The sequence below is a fragment of the Marinobacter sp. SS13-12 genome, assembly GCF_030227115.1.
Taxonomy (GTDB): Bacteria; Pseudomonadota; Gammaproteobacteria; order Pseudomonadales; family Oleiphilaceae; genus Marinobacter.
This window is the reverse complement of the sequence record NZ_JASSUA010000001.1, coordinates 1,426,553-1,445,177: the sequence shown is the minus strand read 5'-3', so window position 1 is coordinate 1,445,177 and position 18,625 is coordinate 1,426,553. Positions and strand designations below refer to the sequence as shown.

Genomic DNA, 18,625 nt, shown 5'->3' with positions numbered 1-18,625 from the left:
ATCTGACATTAATCAATGTTCATGAGGGTAAAGAAGAGAAACCTAGAGGGACTCTTAAATCCAAGGAGAGAACCTGATGAGAGTAAGTAATATATTTCCCAAACCTCTGGCACTGGCCGTTGCTATTGCATCGCTTGCCGCGATGACGGTTCATGCCGCCCCGAAAGATCCAGATCCCTCAGCAACCGCTTATGAGGGTACCTCCAGCTCGGTGGACCCCGAATCCGCCCAGGTTGTCCGCACCCCAGGCGCTCCGGACCTTACCGACGCAGAATTCGAAAAAGCCAAGCAGATCTACTTCGAACGCTGTGCCGGCTGCCACGGCGTGCTGCGTAAGGGTGCCACGGGAAAACCGCTGACTCCCGACATCACCCAGGAACGAGGCATCGACTACCTCAAGGTGTTTATCAGTTATGGCTCACCGGCAGGCATGCCTAACTGGCTGACCTCCGGCGACTTTACCGAGGACGAGGTGGAGCTGATGGCCAAGTACATCATGCACGAACCTCCCCAGCCTCCGGAGTTCAGTCTCGAAGATATGAAGGCCACCTGGGAAGTCGTTGTCCCGCCCGAAGAACGTCCCACCAAGCAGATGAACGACCTGAACCTGAAGAACCTGTTCAGTGTGACGCTGCGGGATGCCGGCCAGGTAGCCCTGATTGACGGCGATACTCATGAAATTGCGCACATTATCGACACTGGCTACGCGGTTCATATTTCCCGCATGTCGGCTTCCGGGCGCTATGTCTTCGTTATCGGCCGTGATGCCCTGGTCAACATGATCGACCTGTGGATGGAAGAGCCCAACACCGTGGCCAAGATCAAGGTCGGCATGGAAGCCCGTTCCGTGGAAACCTCCAAGTACAAGGGCTGGGAAGACAAGCTTGCAATAGCAGGCACCTACTGGCCGCCACAGTTCGTGATCATGGACGGGCAAACCCTGGAGCCGAAGAAAATCGTCGGCACCCGCGGTATGACCGTGGATACCCAGGAATACCACCCGGAGCCAAGGGTCGCCGCCATTGTGGCCTCTCACAAGCACCCGGAGTTCATCGTCAACGTGAAGGAAACCGGCAAGATCATGCTGGTGAACTATGAGGACCTGGAAAACCTCTCCATCACCAACATTGATGCCGCCCGCTTCCTCCACGACGGTGGCTGGGACAGCAGCATGAGGTATTTCCTCACCGCCGCCAACCAGTCTGACAAGATCGCCGTGGTTGACTCCCAGGACCGTAACCTCGAAGCCATGGTAGATGTGGGCAAGATTCCCCACCCCGGCCGCGGCGCCAACTTCGTGGATCCGGAGCATGGTCCGGTGTGGGCAACCAGCCATCTGGGCGACCCGACCATCCAGATGATTGGCACGGACCCCGAAGGCCACCCGGACAAGGCGTGGAAAGTCGTCAGAACCCTGGACGGTCAGGGCGGTGGTTCGCTGTTCATCAAGACCCACCCGAAATCCTCCAACCTCTGGGTTGATACCGCCCTGAACCCTGCCGAGGCAATCAGCCAGAGCGTTGCGGTATTCGACATCAACAATCTGGAAGCCGGTTATGACGTCCTCCCGATTGCAGAATGGGCGGACCTTGGCGAAGGACCGAAGCGGGTCGTACAGCCGGAGTATAACGTCGAAGGCGACGAAGTCTGGTTCTCGGTGTGGAACACCCAGGACAAGAAATCGGCCCTGGTGATTGTCGACGACAAAACCCGCGAGCTGAAAAAGGTGATCACAGACGAACGGCTGGTCACACCGACCGGCAAGTTCAACGTCTACAACACCCAGCACGACGTGTACTGATCGGTTCCGGCCCGGAGGAGAGCACTGATGAGACTGGATACCACTGACAGACAACTGATCAACCTTTTCCAGCGGGAGCTTCCTGTCTGTGAAAGGCCCTACGAGGCAATGTCCCGGCAATTGGGCATCGCTGAAGAGGACGTCATTGAACGACTGCAGTTGCTCCAGGACAGCCAGGTTCTCAGCCGGGTCGGGCCGGTTTTCGAACACAGCCGGGCGGGCACGAGCCTGCTGGCTGCCGTGGCGGCACCAGACGAACAGCTGGATATCGTTGCCGCCCGGGTTAACCGTGCTCCGGGGGTGAACCACAATTACGCCCGCGAGCACACCTACAATCTCTGGTTTGTCATGACCGCGCCGGATGAAGACACTCTGGAAGAGCGGCTCGACGAACTCGAACACCAGCTCAGGCTTCCCATGCTCCGGCTGCCCATGGTGGAGGCCCACCACATCGACCTGGGCTTCGATATCGACTGGGAGGCGCTGCCATGACAGCTTCTTCGTCACCGGAATATCTGACCGTGGTGCCGGAAATTGCCGGTGTCGGACCTGTCAGTGCGTGGGGTTTACTACGACTCAGACAACAGCTGGAACGTGGCCTTCCACTTACGCCACGCCCTTACCAGGCGCTGGCAGAACTGACCGGTCTGTCCGAGCAGGAAGTGATGGCAGCCATCAGGCAGTGGCAGGACCAGGGGCTCATCAAACGATTCGGGCTGGTGGTCCGGCACCGGACGCTTGGTTATACCGCCAACGCCATGGTTGTCTGGGATATCCCGGACAATCAGGTACTAAACCTGGGCCGGACTCTGGCCCGCGCGCCCTTCGTTACACTCTGCTATCAGCGCCCACGGAGGCTCCCGGACTGGCCCTACAATCTGTTCTGCATGATTCACGGCGTTGACCGGCAACGGGTTCTGAGCCAGCTGGCAACGCTGATCGCCGATCAGGGGCTGGAGCAGACGCCCCATGCCGTGCTGTTCAGCACCAAAGCCTACCGGCAACGGGGAGGCCGTTATGTCAGCCATGACTGAATGCCCCGAGACAACTGGCGAATTTACCGAGGTGGAGCGGACAGTCATTAACCGATTGCAGACGGGGCTGCCCCTGGTGCACTCGCCCTACAAAGCGGTAGCCGACGAGCTGGGCATCTCCGAGCAGGTGCTTCTTCACACCCTCCAGAACCTCTTGGACCGTCGCATTCTCACGCGCTTCGGCCCCATGTTTCACGCCGGCGAAATGGGTGGCGGTCTGACCCTGGCCGCCATGCGCATTCCCGAACAGGACTTTGAAAACGTCGCCGCAAAGGTTAACGAGTTCGACGAAGTGGCCCACAACTACCGCAGGGAACATGAACTGAACATGTGGTTTGTAGTGGCAACGGAAGCCCCGGACGACATAGCACGGGTTATTGCCGGGATCGAATCCTCGACAGGCTACCCCGTTTACAACATGCCCAAGGAGGAGGAGTTCCATGTCCATCTCCACTTCCCGGTCTGACGAGAATTACAGGCTTTGCGCGCTTGACCGGAAACTGATCCTGGCCACCCAGGGCGGTTTGCCCCTGGTACCGGACCCCTGGGGAGCCCTGGGCAAGGAACTGGGGTTGCCGGCAGACGAAGTTCTGGCCCGTTTTCAACGAATGCAGGACGCCGGCGTTATCCGCCGGGTGGCCGCCGTGCCCGATCACTACCGCCTGGGTTATCGCTTCAATGGCATGACGGTCTGGGATGTCCGCGACGATGCCATCACCGACATGGGCCGGCAGGTGGGTGAACTGCCCTTTGTCAGCCACTGCTACCGACGGCCGCGGCACCTGCCCTACTGGAACTACAACCTGTTCGCCATGGTTCACGGCACCAGCCGTGAAGAAGTAGAAGACAAGGCTTCGCAGATTCACGAATTGCTCGGGGACACCTGCCAAGGTCACACCATTCTTTACAGCTCGGCCATCCTGAAAAAAACCGGTCTGCGGCTGCGGAAATCATGAGAGAGGAAGCACCATGTTCAGAATGACCCGCTACATCAAGAGCCTGATGAACCCGGCTCCGGTGCGCCCGGTCCCGAAACCGGCCGGGCCGGTGGTGATCTGGAACCTGATCCGTCGCTGCAACCTCACCTGCAAACACTGCTACTCCATCTCCGCCGATGTGGATTTCAAGGGCGAACTGAGCACCGATGAGGTCTATACCGTGATGGACGACCTCAAGGATTTCGGCGTACCCGTGCTGATCCTGTCCGGTGGCGAGCCACTGATGCGCCCGGATATCTTTGATATCTCCCACCGCGCCAAAGCCATGGGCTTCTACGTCGGCCTTTCCACCAACGGCACGCTGATCACCGAAGAGAATATCGGGCAGATCGCTGAGGCCGGCTACGACTACGTGGGCATCAGCATCGACGGACTGGAACAGACACACGACGAATTCCGCCAGAAGAAAGGCGCCTTCGCGGCCTCCATGAAGGCCGTTGAGCTTTGCAAGAAGGCAGGCATCAAGGTGGGCCTGCGCTTCACCCTCACCCAGGACAACTTCCCCCAGCTACCGGACATGCTCAAGCTGCTGGACGAGCACGACATCGACAAGTTCTACCTGTCACACCTGAACTATTCCGGCCGGGGCGGTCGCAACCGCAAGCGCGATGCCTGGTACGACATGACCCGCGAGGCCATGACCCTGCTGTTCGACCACTGCCACGACGAACTCCAGCGCGGCATCGAACGGGAATACGTAACCGGCAACAACGATGCCGACGGCCCCTTCCTGTTGCAGTGGGCTGAGGAACACTACCCCGACCAGGTTCCGGCCCTGAAACAACGGCTGACCTACTGGGGAGGCAATGCCTCCGGCGTCAACATTTCCAACATCGACAACCTTGGGGAGGTTCACCCGGATACCTTCTGGTGGGACTACAACCTGGGCAACGTCCGCAACAAACCCTTCTCCCGGATCTGGTCCGAAGCCAATGATCCGCTGATGGTCGGTTTCCGCCAGAGCCCACGCCCGGTCAAGGGTCGCTGTGCCGACTGCCGCTACCTGTCGATCTGCAATGGCAACACCCGGGTACGGGCCTACAACATTTCCCGTGATTACTGGGAAGAGGACCCCGGCTGTTACCTCACCAATGAAGAAATTGGCGTTATCGACATGCCCCGGCGCGTAGCCGCCCCCGTTACCGAGATTCCGGTTCATAACCTGTAAGGACAAGCATCATGACAACCAGCCAAAGGAAGAAGTGCCTGGTGGAGTTCCAGTTGGCGGAACAACCCTTACGGGCCGGAGAAGTCGCCATTGTCGGAGCAGGCCCGGGCGACCCGGGCCTGCTGACCCTGCGGGCCCTGATGCTGATACAGCAGGCCGATGCCGTGGTGTATGACCGCCTGGTATCGCCCCAAATCATGGAGCTGGTGAACCCGGCTGCCGAACGCATTCATGTGGGCAAAGCCAGCGGTTGCCACTATGTTCCCCAGGAAGACACCAATGAGCTGCTGGTTCAGCTGGCCGTAAAACAGCGCCGGGTGGTTCGGCTCAAGGGCGGCGACCCCTACATTTTCGGCCGTGGTGGTGAGGAAGCGGAATTCCTGGTGGATAATGACATTGATTTCCAGGTGGTGCCGGGCATCACCTCGGCCGCTGGCTGCGCCTCATACTGCGGCATACCACTGACTCACCGGGATTACTCCCAGAGCGTGACCTTCGTAACCGGCCATCGCAAGGCCGACCAGTCCCTGGAGCTGAACTGGCGTGTGCTGGCAGCGCCGGGCCAGACACGGGTGTTCTATATGGGACTCCATAATGCTCCGACCATTGTCCGTGAACTCATGGCCCATGGCCTGCCAGGGGACTGCCCGGTGGCACTGGTTGAGCGGGGGACCACGCCGCAACAACACATGGCGGTAACCAGCCTCGCGAAACTTGAGGCCACCATTCTTCGTGAAGGCTTCCAGCCCCCGACACTGATTATTGTGGGTGAGGTCGTCCATCTTGCAGACAAACTGGCTCAGCCCACTGCAGCAGGGTGGCAGTCTGGCCACAGTTCAGCCATTGCAGCCAGCGCAGGAGGCCGGCCGGCATGATGATCCGCAAAGATACACTGCTGCTTCTGGCCACCAGCCTGCTTCTTCCTGCCTCGTTACAGGCCAGTACCGACCCGGAGACTGAGGTTCTCTACCAGCAGCACTGCGCCAGCTGCCATGGTTCCGATCGCCTGGGCGGCATGGGCCCTGCCCTGCTGCCGGACAACCTGTCCCGGCTCAAAATGCCCCAGGCCGAGGATGCAATCCGGAACGGCCGGCCCGCAACCCAGATGCCGGCCTATGCCGATATCCTCGACTCCGAATCCATCACTGCGCTGGCGGAGTACATTTACCGCCCACCTGCCAACACGCCAACCTGGGGAAAGGCAGAAATTCTCGACAGCCACCTGTTACCCCACCCGCAAGGTTCTTTGCCGGATGAACCGGCTTACGAAGCAGACCTGATGAATCTGTTCCTGGTAGTGGAAATCGGGGACCATCACGTGACGCTGCTCGACGGCGACCGGATGGAACCCATCCACCGCTTCCCGAGCCGCTACGCCCTGCACGGTGGCCCGAAATACAGCCCGGACGGCCGCTACGTTTACTTCGGCTCCCGGGACGGCTGGATTACCAAATACGACCTGTACAACCTGGAAGTGACTGCCGAAGTTCGGGCCGGTATCAACATGCGAAACATCGCTGTCTCCGCTGACGGCAACTACGTAATGGCCGCCAACTACCTGCCCCATACTCTGGTGCTGTTTGATGCTGACAACCTTGAACTGATGGACATCATCCCGGTCGAAAACGACGCCGGTGACAGCTCCCGTGTCAGCGCCGTGTACGCCGCGCCACCCCGGGACAGCTTCATTGCCGCGCTCAAGGACATTCCCGAAGCCTGGGAAATCACTGTGGAAGAGGGCAAACCCAACGTCCGCCGGATGCAGACCGACACCTGGCTGGATGACTTCTTCTTCGACCCCGGTTACGACCATCTCATCGGCGCTGCCCGCGACGGCAAACATGGTCTGGTGATCAACCTCGACACCGGCAAAACCGTCGCCGACCTGCCCCTTCCCGGTATGCCGCACCTGGGATCCGGCATAACCTGGGAGTATCAGGGCAAACGGGTAATGGCCACCCCGCACTTCCGAACTGGTGCCGTTTCCATCATCGACATGGACAACTGGGAAGTCATCAAGACCCTGGAAACCGAAGGTCCCGGCTTCTTCATGCGCAGCCACGAGAACTCCCGCTACGCCTGGGTGGATGTGTTCTTTGGCCCGAACAAGGACAAGGTCCACGTCATCGACAAGCAGACCCTGGAAATCGTCAAAACGCTACAGCCCGCTCCGGGCAAAGTCGCCGCCCATGTCGAATTCGACCGGTACGGTGAAAAACTATTGCTGAGTATCTGGGATAACGACGGGGCTGTGATCGTTTACGACGCCGATACCCTGAAGGAAGAAAAGCGTATCCCTATGAACAAGCCGTCTGGCAAATACAACGTCTGGAACAAGATCAATTACGAGGAAGGGACCAGTCACTAAATCGACTCAGTGAAAAAGGCTTAATGATTTAAGTCATTTCAAAAGATGTTTTTTTGATACCATAATTGGCCTGACACTCATAACAGGGCCAACACCATGAACAGTATTCTCAGGCCAAAGGTATCCTCTGCACCCTGCATGCTGGGCGAAAACAACCCGGACATCATCCAGCAAGATACCGCGCCCGCGTCGACGGCCCTGCTGAATGGCCTGAGCCGAATATTCGGTATTCGTCTCGCAGGGCACGAAAACGATCCGGATGCACGGTTTCTGGCTGACCTCGCCCGCCTTTTCCACCAGCGCAGGGTGGATGCCGAAACCACCCTGGAAAAACATGACACCCCCTGGGCAAACGTTTACCTGATTCAGTACGGCATCATGCGGCTGTTCCGGGAAGCACCGAGCGGCAAGGTCTCCGTGCACCATTTCTTCTCCGAGGGCGACATGGTCTGGCCGGTCTTCGGCCGTAGCCGCACTGTACGAAACACCCTGTGCCTGACGAGCGTAACCCCGGTCACAGCCTGGGTCGCTGATTTTTCCGCATTCCGGTCCGCGATCCAGTCTCACGGTGAAGGACTCTGGCCCAGATTCGCCCTGGTGCTGACCGAGGAAATGGCGGAGTTGACCAGCATGAGGGAATTCCGGAAACACACCATGTCCGCAAGGGAGCGATACCTGTTGCTGCTGGAGGAATACCCGGAGCTGGTGAAGCGTGTGCCGGATAACCAGCTGGCTTCCTGGCTGGGGGTGGTGCCTGCAACTTTCTCACGGCTGAAAACCGGCGCCCTGGGTGACCGGAAGTAAGGCCGGAGATACAACACAAAAAAGGGCAGCAAGCTCTCGCCTGCTGCCCTGAAAGACGCTCAACGCTTGATCAATACTGTCACTATCAGCCGTGTAGTTTAACGGCCAGTTCCGCCACAAGTTTGCCCTGATAGCGGGCGATGTTCAGTTCCTTCTCACTGGGCTGGCGGGAGCCATCACCACCGGCAATGGTCGAGGCGCCATAGGGCGTGCCACCGTTCATCTCCGACACATCGAAGAAATCCGGAATGCCATAGCCAAGCGGCACGATCACCATGCCGTGGTGAGCCAGTGTGGTCCAGAACGAGCTGATGGTGTGTTCCTGGCCGCCACCGGTTCCGGTTGAGGTGAACACGCTGGCAAGCTTGCCGTGGAGTTTACCCTCAGCCCACAGTCCGCCGGTCTGGTCCAGGAAGGTACGCATCTGGCCGGACATATTGCCGAACCGCGTCGGCGTGCCGAAGATGACGGCATCGTATTCCGGCAACTCTTTGGGGTCCGCGACCGGTGCCGCCTGCTCGGATTTGCCACCGGCGCCCAGGAATGCCTGGTCGGACATGGTTTCCGGAACACGCTTGACCGTCACCTCAGCGCCAGAGACACCCTTTGCGCCCTCTGCCACAGTGCTGGCCATGGTTTCGATGTGGCCGTACATGGAGTAATAAAGAACAAGTACCTTTGCCATACGTTCAGAGCCTCTGCTTGATACAGTTAATGGATGCCCTAAGCCTACGCCCGCGAACGTTATCGAAAAACCGGAAGATTTCATTCGGCTTGTTCAGAATTTCTGATCATTCTCACGGAGGTGTCACGCGCCAGCCATTGCGTACACCTGTACGCTGAAGTACCGTATCGCCATGACCGAACTGGAAAAAACATTGATGAAAGCGACCGGCACCGCCACGGAATCTCCCCACTACCGCATTGAAGAATGGCTCAACACTGCCACCCACGGCCTGGGAGCCATTCTCAGTGTTATCGGAACAGTTGCCCTGATTGTTGCGGCCAGCCAACTGGGGGACGCCTGGAAGGTTGTCAGCTTCAGCATATTCGGGGCCTCGCTGATACTGCTCTACCTGGCATCAGCGCTTTACCATGGCGCCCGGCACCCACGGCTACGGGCGATTTTCAAAACCCTGGACCATTGCGCCATATTCCTGCTCATCGCCGGCAGCTACACACCCTTTCTGCTGGTGAACATGCGCGGCACCACGGGCTGGACGCTGTTTGCCATTATCTGGTCCCTGGCAGTTACCGGAGTAGTGCTCAAGATCATCTTCAAAAACCGCTTCAAGCTCGCCCGCGTGGGCATCTACATTGCCATGGGGTGGCTGATCATCTTTGCCTCGTCTGATCTGGTAGCCAGCCTGAATGAAACCGCACTCTACCTGACCATCGCCGGCGGCGTGGTCTACACCGCCGGCGTCATTTTTTACCTGGCCGACCGCATACCCTATATGCACGCGGTGTGGCACCTGTTTGTGATCGGCGGCAGTGCCCTGCACTTCAGTGCCGTCTACTACGGGGTGCTTCCCTACACGGTCTGATCAGAACGCCCAGACCATCGCCATCAGAATGCCCCAGGCGAGCAGAGACGCCGCCATAATGGTGTAAGTGGCAGACATGGCGACAACATCGTTGTCAGAGCGATGGCAGAGGGACCGGACGCCCTGATAAATCAGAGCACAGGAAAGAAACAGGCCCACTGCGACTGCCAATACGCTCACTGCCAGCACCGGTACCAGCAGCGCCAGGGAGGACAACCACAGGGGTATGGGCGCTATGGCGGCCAATAGGTAGGCGTCCTGATAGCTGATTTCCATCTTGTCCGCTTCAAGAACGGCACGGATAAGCCAGCCCATCACGAAAAACGTCAGCAATTCCGCCAGGAACAGAATGGTTGTTATAAAACGCCATTCCTTGTCAGCAAATCCGGCCAGGAAAGCATCGCCATAGTGGGTACCCGCGTAATACAGCAGCACCGGTGGTAACAGTGACAGGGGCACAACCACCACCCATGCCAGGAAGGGAATCGTCAGATTCAGGCGCTTGAGCTCCGACCACACTCCGTTTCCGGAGAAAGGTAAATACAGCAACTGAGAGATAGTCATGATGCACCTCATTTATCGGTTCTTGTACTTTTGTGATAGCCAAGCCAACCTGTGGGGTCAAGGATCCCCCATGACCTCAGACAAGTCGGCACTCCGCCACCGGTAACAGATTGATGGCTCTAACCAAGGTAAAACCGTTTCATGCGTTCTGGCTGTTTTTCCCGGCGGCGGCTTTGTGGGCAGCCGTGGTTGTGCCCATGTCCATCTATGCCGTGCTGTCTGGTTCGGGCTGGCCACCGGGGCTTCTGGGCGCCGGCCATGGCCATGAGCTGATATTCGGTTTTGCGCTGGCGCTGATTGCCGGTTATACCCTCGGCCCCCAACCCTGGCGAGTTCTTGCACCTCTGTTTGTGCTTTGGCTGGTGGCTCGCCTTTGCTGGACACTGGCGCCGGAAAACCCGATATCCCAGCTGCTGAGCCCGGCCTTTGCCCTGTTGCTCGCCCACTATGCCGTACCCAGGTTCCAGGCCGCCAAGAAGTGGCGCAACAAGATCGCCGGCCCGCTGATCCTGGTTCTTTGCCTGCTATCTGTGGCCTTCTGGATTACGGCTAATGCTCCGGCCGGTTTCTGGCTTGCGTTACCCCACACACGCCGTGTCATGACGGCCGCCATACTTGGCCTGTTGCTGCTAATGACGTTCATGGGCGGCAGAATCATTGCTCCGGCTGTGGCCGGCACGTTGGAAAAACGCGGTATTCCCCTGGAAGCAAGAGTGCAGCCACGAATTGAAGGTACACTGCTGGTGATCCTGCTGGCAGCAATGGTGTTTGTGCTCATGCCACGTGCGGATATTGTTACCGGCCTCGCCCTGGTGCTCTCAGCGATATTGATGCTGATCCGCGCCCTGCGCTGGAAGCTCTGGCGTTGCATGAACAGGCCGGATTTACTGGTACTGGGGATTGGCTATGTCTGGCTTGCAGCAGGAGCAGGTACCACGGGCGTTTATCTCTTGCAGGGAAACAACCCCCTGCCAGCGCTCCATGTAATCACTATTGGCGCTCTCGGCACCCTGTCTATCAGTGTGATGCTGCGCCTGGCCTGGCAAAGGGCGAGGCGGACCTTTCCTCCGACCTGGCAGGTGCTCGCCATCGCTGTCGCCATGGCGGTGGCAGTACTGGCCCGGTTACAGGCAGGCGCAACTCCGTTTGCACATCCGGGGCTGCTCTGGTTATCCGCCCTGTGCTGGTCAACTGCTTACGGGCTGGTTGCGATACAGCTCGCTACCCTGTTTCGCGCCAGCCAACAGCGCCGGAAATGATTGGCTACCTCCACTGCGCCAGTGGCTGACACTCACTACTCCATCAGTTGTATTACCAACATAACCTTATATTTTAAAAGGACTTTTAACACCACTTTCCGGGCCTCTGGAAAGCTGAAAAAGCGACAACCAACCCTCTGCCGGTGTCCTTGATATTTATCATGATCACCTTGCACCTTCCGTTTGCAGAATGACCCCCATAGCCCTCATGCCACCCTAGCCGTGGCTCCGGGTCAGCAACCATAGGAGCAGTTATCATGGCCAAAACCAATGCCGACATCGAACAATGGGATGTCGAAAACGAGGAATTCTGGGAGAAGGAAGGCAAGCGCATCGCCTCCCGCAACCTGTGGATTTCCATCCCCAGCCTGCTTATGGGCTTCGCCGTATGGCTGATGTGGGGCATGATCACCACCCAGATGAAGAATCTGGGTTTTCCTTTCACCGTTGATCAACTGTTCACACTGACGGCCATTGCCGGACTTTCTGGTGCGACACTACGAATTCCGGCATCGTTCATGATCAAAATTGCTGGTGGCCGCAATACGGTCTTCCTGACCACCGCCTTGCTGATGCTCCCCGCCCTGGGAACCGGCATCGCTCTGATGAATCCCGACACCCCGTTTATCGTTTTCCAGGCGCTGGCGCTGCTGTCAGGCATTGGTGGCGGTAACTTTGCCTGCTCCATGAGCAACATCAGCTCTTTCTATCCAAAGAGCAAGCAGGGCTATGGGCTGGGCATGAACGCCGGGCTCGGCAACTTTGGTGTGACCACCATGCAGGTGGTGATTCCCCTGGTAATGACCGTGGGAGTTTTTGGAGCACTCGCAGGCGGCCCCCTGGAGCTGCAGAGCCCGAGCGGTACTCTGATCGGTCGCATTGAAGCCGGTACTGATACCTGGATCCAGAACGCCGGCTTTATCTGGCTGGTCTTTCTGATTCCCCTGGCCTTCGCTGGCTGGTTCGGCATGAACAACCTGCGCACCATTACTCCGAACCCGGGCAGTCCTGCCTCAGCCTTTGGCAAGATCATCGGCCTGTATGTGGTTGGCCTCGCCACCTCCCTGGTTGGGGTGTATGCCCTGGGCATTCTGAACATGTGGGTGGCGTTACCGCTCACCATCATTCTGACACTGGTTCTTCTGCGACTGATCCCCGGTGATATCAAACCCAACATCCAGAAGCAGTTTGCCATCTTCAGCAACAAGCACACCTGGTCCATGACGGTGCTGTACATCCTTACTTTCGGCTCATTCATCGGCTTCTCCGCTGCCCTGCCGCTGTCCATCAGCGTTATCTTCGGCAACATGATGGATGTAGCCGCGGACGGCACCGTAACCCGCGTCACCAATCCTGATGCACCCAGTGCGCTAACCTGGGCCTGGATCGGACCTTTCGTGGGGGCTCTAATTCGTCCGGTGGGTGGCTGGATCTCTGACAAGATGGGCGGTTCCATCGTGACCCAGATTATCTCGGCGGTCATGGTGGTGGCATCGGTGGCAACAGGCTATGTGATGATGCTGGCCTACAACTCTACCGATCCCAATGTTTACTTCCCGGTCTTCCTGATTCTGTTCATCGTGCTGTTTGCTGCCAGCGGCATTGGTAACGGCTCCACCTTCCGCAGCATTGGCGTTATCTTTGATGTTCAGCAGAAGGGGCCAGTACTTGGCTGGACCTCTGCCGTTGCCGCGTACGGCGCCTTCATTGCGCCCAGGGTAATGGGGCAGGAAATCCAGGCCGGCACCCCGGAACTGGCCATGTACGGCTTTGCGGTGTTCTACGCCGTATGCCTGGTGGTTAACTGGTGGTTCTATCTGCGCAAGAATGCCTACATCAAGAATCCCTAATGCAGAAGTAAGCTATTCCAACTCAGATTGCCGGCCCCTCTGGGGCCGGCTTTCGTTATAACCTCCCCATCCTCGCCCACTTCCTCTGCGCTGACCGACAAGGCAAGAACCTTTGCGGTGTGCCCTATCCTGTTCTCTATTCCTGTTCTCTATGTCTGCGTCCGCGCCTGTGCTCAAGAGTAACCGCACCAGTTAAGGATTCCTGTTCCTGACAGCCCAAATGAGTGCTGTCTGACCACCTTGGCATCAATCCGCGCCCCCTTTCCAGCCAGACGGCAAGTCCAACCAGGCGGCAAGCCTGTTCTGCATTCCCCTCTTGCGCCGTCACAACCAGCGTGCTCCTCCCCTTATATCACGCTCTTGCAGAGTATCGTCTTACCAGAGGACCTCCCCCATAGCCACCAACATAACAACCGCCAGCAACGCCCCAAGCCAGCCAGAGCAGCGTTCCAGAATTCCCATCCAGTTCACCCTGGTGTTTTCAGGCCTCCACACCTCAACAGAATACGAGCATAAAAAAACCCGCCGGGATTGCTCCGGGCGGGTTTTGGTGAAGGTAAGCTGGCGGTGGCTATCCAGCCGTTGCGGCAGCCTGCTTCTGGCGCTCTTCCTCTTCAATCTGAAGGTCAACAGAGGACACCTGGTACTCTTCTGCAAAGCCGGACTCCGGCTCTTTCAGCCACATCAGGCACAGTACCCAGCTGATGAAGGCACCCGCCGCAATGATGTAGAAGAACTGAGTAGGAGTTACAAAGGTGAAGATGGTGAGGTACACCACTGCACCCACATTGCCGTAGGCACCGGCCATACCGGAGATCTGCCCGGTGAGGCGACGCTTTATAGACGGGATGATACCGAAAGTGGCGCCTTCCGCTCCTTGCACGAAGAACGAAGTGAACACGGTGATGGCAACGGCAATGATCAGCGGCCAGCTGGAGTTCATGAATCCCATCAGTGCAAAACCGATTGAGATGCCGAACATGTAGGCCAGCATGACAAAGCGGCGGTTGCCCATGCGGTCGGAGACCAGGCCACCCATCGGGCGCGCCAACAGGTTCACGAAGGCAAAGGAGGCCGCAATCATGCCTGCGGCTGCCGCACTCAGGCTCCAGGTTTCTTCAAAGAACATGGGCAGCATGGACACCACCGCCAGTTCCGCACCGAAGTTGGCGAAATAGGTGCTATTGAGGGCGGCTACACTGTTGAATGGGTACTTGTCGTCCTCCGGCACGCCTTTTTTGAGGATGGGAATGTTCACCCGCAGGATCTGGATGATCTGGTAGATCACAATCGCGGTGATGACTCCATAGCAGATCAGAGCACCGGTCCTGCCGATGTATCCCATGCTCTCGATGCGCCACACCAGGATACCCAGCACTCCGACCAGAGGAATGGTCCACAGGATGAGTTTGACCATATCGCCCCAGGTGCTGACTTCCAGCGCAATCGCCTTGCGGGGTTTGCGGTGAACAGTCCCCACAGGGCCGTCTGTGATGGCAAACCAGTAGTAAACACCATAAGCCGCCATGAAGATCGCGCTCTGGGCAATGGCCCAGCGCCAGCCGTCTTCACCGCCATACATGTGCAGGGCAATAGTCGGCAGGGAGATGGCTGCGGCTGCGGAACCGAAATTGCCCCAGCCGGCGTAGAAGCCCTCGGCGAAACCGATATCCCTTGGCTTGAACCACATGGCGGTCATGTGAATGCCCACCACAAAGCTGGCACCGATCGAGCTCAGAACCAGCCGGCTGACCAGCAGCTGCATCATGGTGGTGCCGAAAGCAAACACCAATGCCGGGATGGCCATCAATACCATCAGTACCGAGAACACACGACGCGGACCGAAGCGGTCCAGGGCCATACCCACAATAATTCGGGCGGGAATGGTCAGCGCCACGTTGCAGATAGCAAACAGGCGAATGTCATCCTTTGTCAGCCAGTCCACACTTTTCAGCATGCTGGACGCCAGCGGCGCCATATTGAACCAGACATAAAAGGTAATAAAGAAGGCAATCCAGGTCAGGTGCAGTGCCCTGATTTCCGGATTGCGGACGTGGAATACGTCTGCGACTTTCATTTCAGCCTCCGGGGCTATTCAAGGGTTATTAAAGGCTGGGGAGAATGAGCAGCGGACACTGCACCCGGCGCGCGAGAAAGGAGCTCACGCTGCCGAAGGTCATGTAATCCAGCTCATCCACGAAATAGGTCAGGGATCGGGCAATGAATCCGCCATCGGGCTCGTGGCTGTGGCGGGCTATTACCAGCATGTCGGGGCGAATCTTCTTCTCCGCTGCAAACAGCAGCATCTTGCGGGCATCACCCTCCAGCAGCATGGTTTCGGCAACGATCTGCTCTTTCTGGCACACCTCCATGGCCTCTGATATATGCTGTTTGAGCTCGTCCACTTCCTGCTGGAAGAAGTCTTCATTTCCCGAGGTGATGTCGCGAGGATTTTCTGCCACGGCAACCAGCGTGATTTGTGGTTTCAGATCCCGAAACATGGTGATGGTTTGTGCCAGGGCCAACCTGGCATTCCTCGAACCGTCGTAGGCAATCATGATTTTCATCGTAGGCTCCAGACCCGTTATGCCAGCGCGCACGCGTGGCAGGTTTGATAGATGTCAGCATTAGCCCACAATCGCCTGCTACCAGCACTTGATATGCGTCAAATCCGGCCCCGGGTACCCCACCAGAGACACAGTAGCGATATCCCCTGCCGCCTTTCATGCCTCGATCGCCTACCCCCTACCTGCCTTGAAGGGGTACCTCCAATGCCACGGCCGCCCGACAGCCATTCTTGATATTGTTCAAGTAGCTCGGGGGGGCCGGCGGGATACAGTCAAAACCATAGTTTTGCCGTTCGCAGTGGGGGGAATCATCATGGAAAACAGCGTATCGAAAACCGAACAGTACCGGGCGCTGGGCATATCCACCTTTGCCTTCACCCTCTGTTTTGCGGTCTGGACCATTTTTTCGATTATCGGCATCAAGATCAGCCAGGACTTCGGGCTTTCGGATACCCAACTGGGATTGTTGATGGCAACGCCTATCCTCACCGGCTCCGTCAGCCGGCTGTTCCTCGGCATATGGACAGATCGCTTCGGGGGCCGCTGGGTGTTCGGCGTGCTGATGCTGACAACAGCAGCCTGTGTTTACCTCCTTACCTTTGCCAACAGCTACCTGATGTTGCTGGTGGGCGCACTTGGGGTTGGTCTGGCCGGCGGCTCATTCATCGTCGGTGTGACTTACACCGCTGCCTGGTTCGAACGCGAGCGTCAGGGCACGGCACTGGGTATCTTCGGAGCGGGTAACGTGGGCGCGGCCGTGACCAATTTCGGTGCCCCTTTCCTTCTTGTGGCTCTGGGGTGGCAGGGTACGGCCCAGGTCTATGCCACGGTATTGGCCATCATGGGTGTGCTGTTCATTCTCCTTGCCAAAGAAGACCCTATGGCAAAAGAGCGCGCCAGCAAGCAATCCCAGTCTTTCATGGAGCAGATGGCGCCGCTGAAGGAGCTACGGGTGTGGCGTTTCGCGCTCTATTATTTCTTTGTATTCGGCGCGTTCGTCGCCCTGGCTCTGTGGTTGCCCCACTACCTGATTGGCGTTTACGGGTTGAACATCAAAACCGCCGGCATGATTGCCGCGCTCTATACCATCCCTGCTTCCCTGTTCCGGATACTTGGCGGCTGGATGTCAGATCGCTACGGCGCTCGCCGCGTTATGTACTGGACTTTTATCGCCTCAGTGATCTGCACCTTCCTGCTCAGTTACCCGCCAACCGAATACGTGGTACACGGCATTGATGGCGATATCCGCTTCTTCCTCGAAGTAGGCCTGGTGCCATTCGTGGTTCTCACCTTCATCCTCGGCTTTTTCATGTCACTGGGAAAGGCGGCTGTGTACAAGCACATCCCGGTCTACTACCCCACCCACGTTGGCGCTGTGGGCGGCGTCGTCGGCATGATAGGCGGCCTTGGGGGATTCCTGCTGCCACTGATGTTTGGTGTGCTGAACGACATTACCGGGGTCTGGCAGAGCAGCTTTATGTTGATGTTCGTGATCGTGGCTTCTGCCCTCGTCTGGATGCACTACGCCATCCGTTCTGCCGAAAGGGTGGAATGGGCGGCCCAGGAGTCCAAGACCGACCTGCCGGAGCTGGCATCGCCGCAGCTGTTCTATCCGCTGAACCGCCCGGACAGGGAGAATGACCGGCTGACCAAGGGCCATCCGCCCCTGAAGTAACACTCTCAGAAGCTTTTGCCCTTGTAGCCTTGACCTGCGCTACCACGCCCCCGACCTCCGGGGGCTTTTTTCGCAGGCTGTATCCAACTCGTCCCACTCGCTTTAGAATTCGGGCTCCACGAACTGCCTGGAGTTGTTGTTATCCATGTCACCCCAATCGAGTTCAGCAACCGGTTTCGAGCGGCTGCGACACATTGAATCCAGCCGGCTATTCCAGAGCGTTGTCATTGGCATCATCATCCTGTCCGCCCTGACGATTGGCGCCAAAACCTATGAATTGCCGCCACTGGTGGAAGGTTCACTGATCGTGATGGACAACGCCATCACGATTTTTTTCCTGCTGGAAATACTGTTCAGGTTTGCCGCCTGCCCCAACAAGAAACGCTTCCTGATGGACGGCTGGAACCTGTTCGATACGCTTGTTGTGCTTGGCAGTCTGATTCCGCTGGACAATTCAGACGCGGTTCTGCTCGGCCGGCTGCTGAGGGTGTTCAGGGTATTGAGGTTGATTTCCGTGGTGCCGGAGCTGCGGTTTCTGATCAACTCCCTGCTGAAAGCCATTCCCCGCATGGGCTACATCGCTGTGCTGATGTTCATCATCTTCTATATTTACGCCGCCATGGGCTCCATGTTCTTTGCGAAAGTGGATGAGGAGCTGTGGGGGGATGTTGCCATCGCCATGCTTACCCTTTTCCGGGTGGCAACCTTCGAGGATTGGACAGACGTCATGTACGCCACCATGGATCAGTATCCGCTAAGCTGGATCTACTATCTGACGTTTATCTTCCTGACGGCGTTTGTATTCCTGAACATGATGATCGGGGCGATTCTGGAAGTGATGAGCGAGGAGCAGAACGCCAAACAGGCGCAACAGGCCCACGACGAGCGGGATGAGATTGCCCGCCAGCTGCAGGGGGTGCAGGAACAGTTGAAGGAATTGACCAGGCAGATGTCAGAGAAGTCCGGGGGCCACTGACCCCCGGCTTTACA

Annotated in this window: 17 protein-coding genes and 1 pseudogene; 14 read left to right on the top strand and 4 right to left on the bottom strand. The window is 57.8% G+C overall.

All coding sequences use genetic code 11. From position 1 onward, the window contains the following. The first annotated feature begins 76 nt into the window (after positions 1-76). The 9 genes and pseudogenes from QPL94_RS06615 (at position 77) to QPL94_RS06575 (ending at position 8,173) form a co-directional block, all read left to right on the top strand. Positions 77-1,801: a cytochrome D1 domain-containing protein gene (locus QPL94_RS06615; RefSeq protein ID WP_502881512.1), complete on the top strand. Its 1,725-nt coding sequence runs from the start codon at positions 77-79 to the stop codon at positions 1,799-1,801. Positions 1,802-1,828: 27 nt separating this feature from the next. After that, complete coding sequence (locus QPL94_RS06610; RefSeq protein ID WP_285356328.1) at positions 1,829-2,293, top strand: AsnC family transcriptional regulator; 465 nt, start codon at positions 1,829-1,831, stop codon at positions 2,291-2,293. Beyond that, positions 2,290-2,835, top strand: a complete 546-nt coding sequence (gene ahbB / locus QPL94_RS06605; protein WP_285356327.1) for a siroheme decarboxylase subunit beta — start codon at positions 2,290-2,292, stop codon at positions 2,833-2,835. The genes QPL94_RS06610 and ahbB (QPL94_RS06605) overlap by 4 nt, the downstream gene beginning before the upstream one ends. Continuing rightward, positions 2,819-3,301 (top strand): Lrp/AsnC family transcriptional regulator, encoded by a 483-nt coding sequence (locus QPL94_RS06600; protein WP_285356326.1) that lies wholly within the window; start codon positions 2,819-2,821, stop codon positions 3,299-3,301. The genes ahbB (QPL94_RS06605) and QPL94_RS06600 overlap by 17 nt, the downstream gene beginning before the upstream one ends. Further along, positions 3,276-3,791 (top strand): siroheme decarboxylase subunit beta, encoded by a 516-nt coding sequence (ahbB, locus tag QPL94_RS06595; protein WP_285356325.1) that lies wholly within the window; start codon positions 3,276-3,278, stop codon positions 3,789-3,791. Before QPL94_RS06600 ends, ahbB (QPL94_RS06595) begins: the two co-directional genes overlap by 26 nt. Positions 3,792-3,804: 13 nt before the next feature. Further along, positions 3,805-5,001 (top strand): heme d1 biosynthesis radical SAM protein NirJ, encoded by a 1,197-nt coding sequence (nirJ, locus tag QPL94_RS06590; RefSeq protein ID WP_285356324.1) that lies wholly within the window; start codon positions 3,805-3,807, stop codon positions 4,999-5,001. Positions 5,002-5,039: 38 nt separating this feature from the next. After that, positions 5,040-5,876: pseudogene (gene cobA / locus QPL94_RS06585) on the top strand (uroporphyrinogen-III C-methyltransferase); the annotation flags it as partial. Next, entirely contained in the window at positions 5,873-7,369 is a 1,497-nt protein-coding gene (locus QPL94_RS06580; RefSeq protein WP_285356322.1) for a nitrite reductase, read from the top strand. The pseudogene cobA and the gene QPL94_RS06580, both read left to right, overlap by 4 nt. A gap of 96 nt (positions 7,370-7,465) precedes the next feature. Next, complete coding sequence (locus QPL94_RS06575) at positions 7,466-8,173, top strand: Crp/Fnr family transcriptional regulator (protein ID WP_285356321.1); 708 nt, start codon at positions 7,466-7,468, stop codon at positions 8,171-8,173. Positions 8,174-8,258: 85 nt separating this feature from the next. On the opposite strand, the gene wrbA is transcribed toward QPL94_RS06575, so the two are convergent. Next, the gene (wrbA, locus tag QPL94_RS06570; RefSeq protein ID WP_285356320.1) at positions 8,259-8,858 is read right to left on the bottom strand and encodes an NAD(P)H:quinone oxidoreductase; all 600 of its coding nucleotides are present in this window, start codon (positions 8,856-8,858) and stop codon (positions 8,259-8,261) included. 172 nt (positions 8,859-9,030) lie between these two features. Here wrbA and trhA point away from each other — a divergent pair, with 172 nt between their 5' ends. Then, on the top strand, positions 9,031-9,720 hold the full coding sequence (gene trhA / locus QPL94_RS06565; RefSeq protein ID WP_285356319.1) for a PAQR family membrane homeostasis protein TrhA: 690 nt from the start codon (positions 9,031-9,033) through the stop codon (positions 9,718-9,720). Here trhA and QPL94_RS06560 read toward each other — a convergent pair whose 3' ends face one another. Beyond that, positions 9,721-10,284 carry a YIP1 family protein gene (locus QPL94_RS06560; protein ID WP_285356318.1) on the bottom strand — a complete coding sequence of 188 codons (564 nt, stop codon included), beginning with the start codon at positions 10,282-10,284 and terminating at the stop codon, positions 9,721-9,723. A 113-nt stretch (positions 10,285-10,397) separates the two neighbouring features. Between QPL94_RS06560 and QPL94_RS06555 the strand changes: the two genes are divergently transcribed. Continuing rightward, positions 10,398-11,543 carry an NnrS family protein gene (locus tag QPL94_RS06555; protein ID WP_285356317.1) on the top strand — a complete coding sequence of 382 codons (1,146 nt, stop codon included), beginning with the start codon at positions 10,398-10,400 and terminating at the stop codon, positions 11,541-11,543. A 257-nt stretch (positions 11,544-11,800) separates the two neighbouring features. After that, positions 11,801-13,393, top strand: a complete 1,593-nt coding sequence (locus tag QPL94_RS06550) for an MFS transporter (RefSeq protein ID WP_285356316.1) — start codon at positions 11,801-11,803, stop codon at positions 13,391-13,393. Positions 13,394-13,964: 571 nt separating this feature from the next. Here the strand turns inward: QPL94_RS06550 and QPL94_RS06545 are convergent. After that, complete coding sequence (locus QPL94_RS06545) at positions 13,965-15,470, bottom strand: MFS transporter (protein WP_285356315.1); 1,506 nt, start codon at positions 15,468-15,470, stop codon at positions 13,965-13,967. A gap of 28 nt (positions 15,471-15,498) precedes the next feature. Then, complete coding sequence (locus QPL94_RS06540) at positions 15,499-15,960, bottom strand: universal stress protein (RefSeq protein ID WP_137435644.1); 462 nt, start codon at positions 15,958-15,960, stop codon at positions 15,499-15,501. 313 nt (positions 15,961-16,273) lie between these two features. Between QPL94_RS06540 and QPL94_RS06535 the strand changes: the two genes are divergently transcribed. Together QPL94_RS06535 and QPL94_RS06530 are read left to right on the top strand one after the other, a co-directional pair. Next, complete coding sequence (locus QPL94_RS06535; protein ID WP_285356314.1) at positions 16,274-17,635, top strand: MFS transporter; 1,362 nt, start codon at positions 16,274-16,276, stop codon at positions 17,633-17,635. A 145-nt stretch (positions 17,636-17,780) separates the two neighbouring features. Continuing rightward, positions 17,781-18,611 (top strand): ion transporter, encoded by an 831-nt coding sequence (locus tag QPL94_RS06530; protein WP_285356313.1) that lies wholly within the window; start codon positions 17,781-17,783, stop codon positions 18,609-18,611. Positions 18,612-18,625 lie beyond the last annotated feature (14 nt).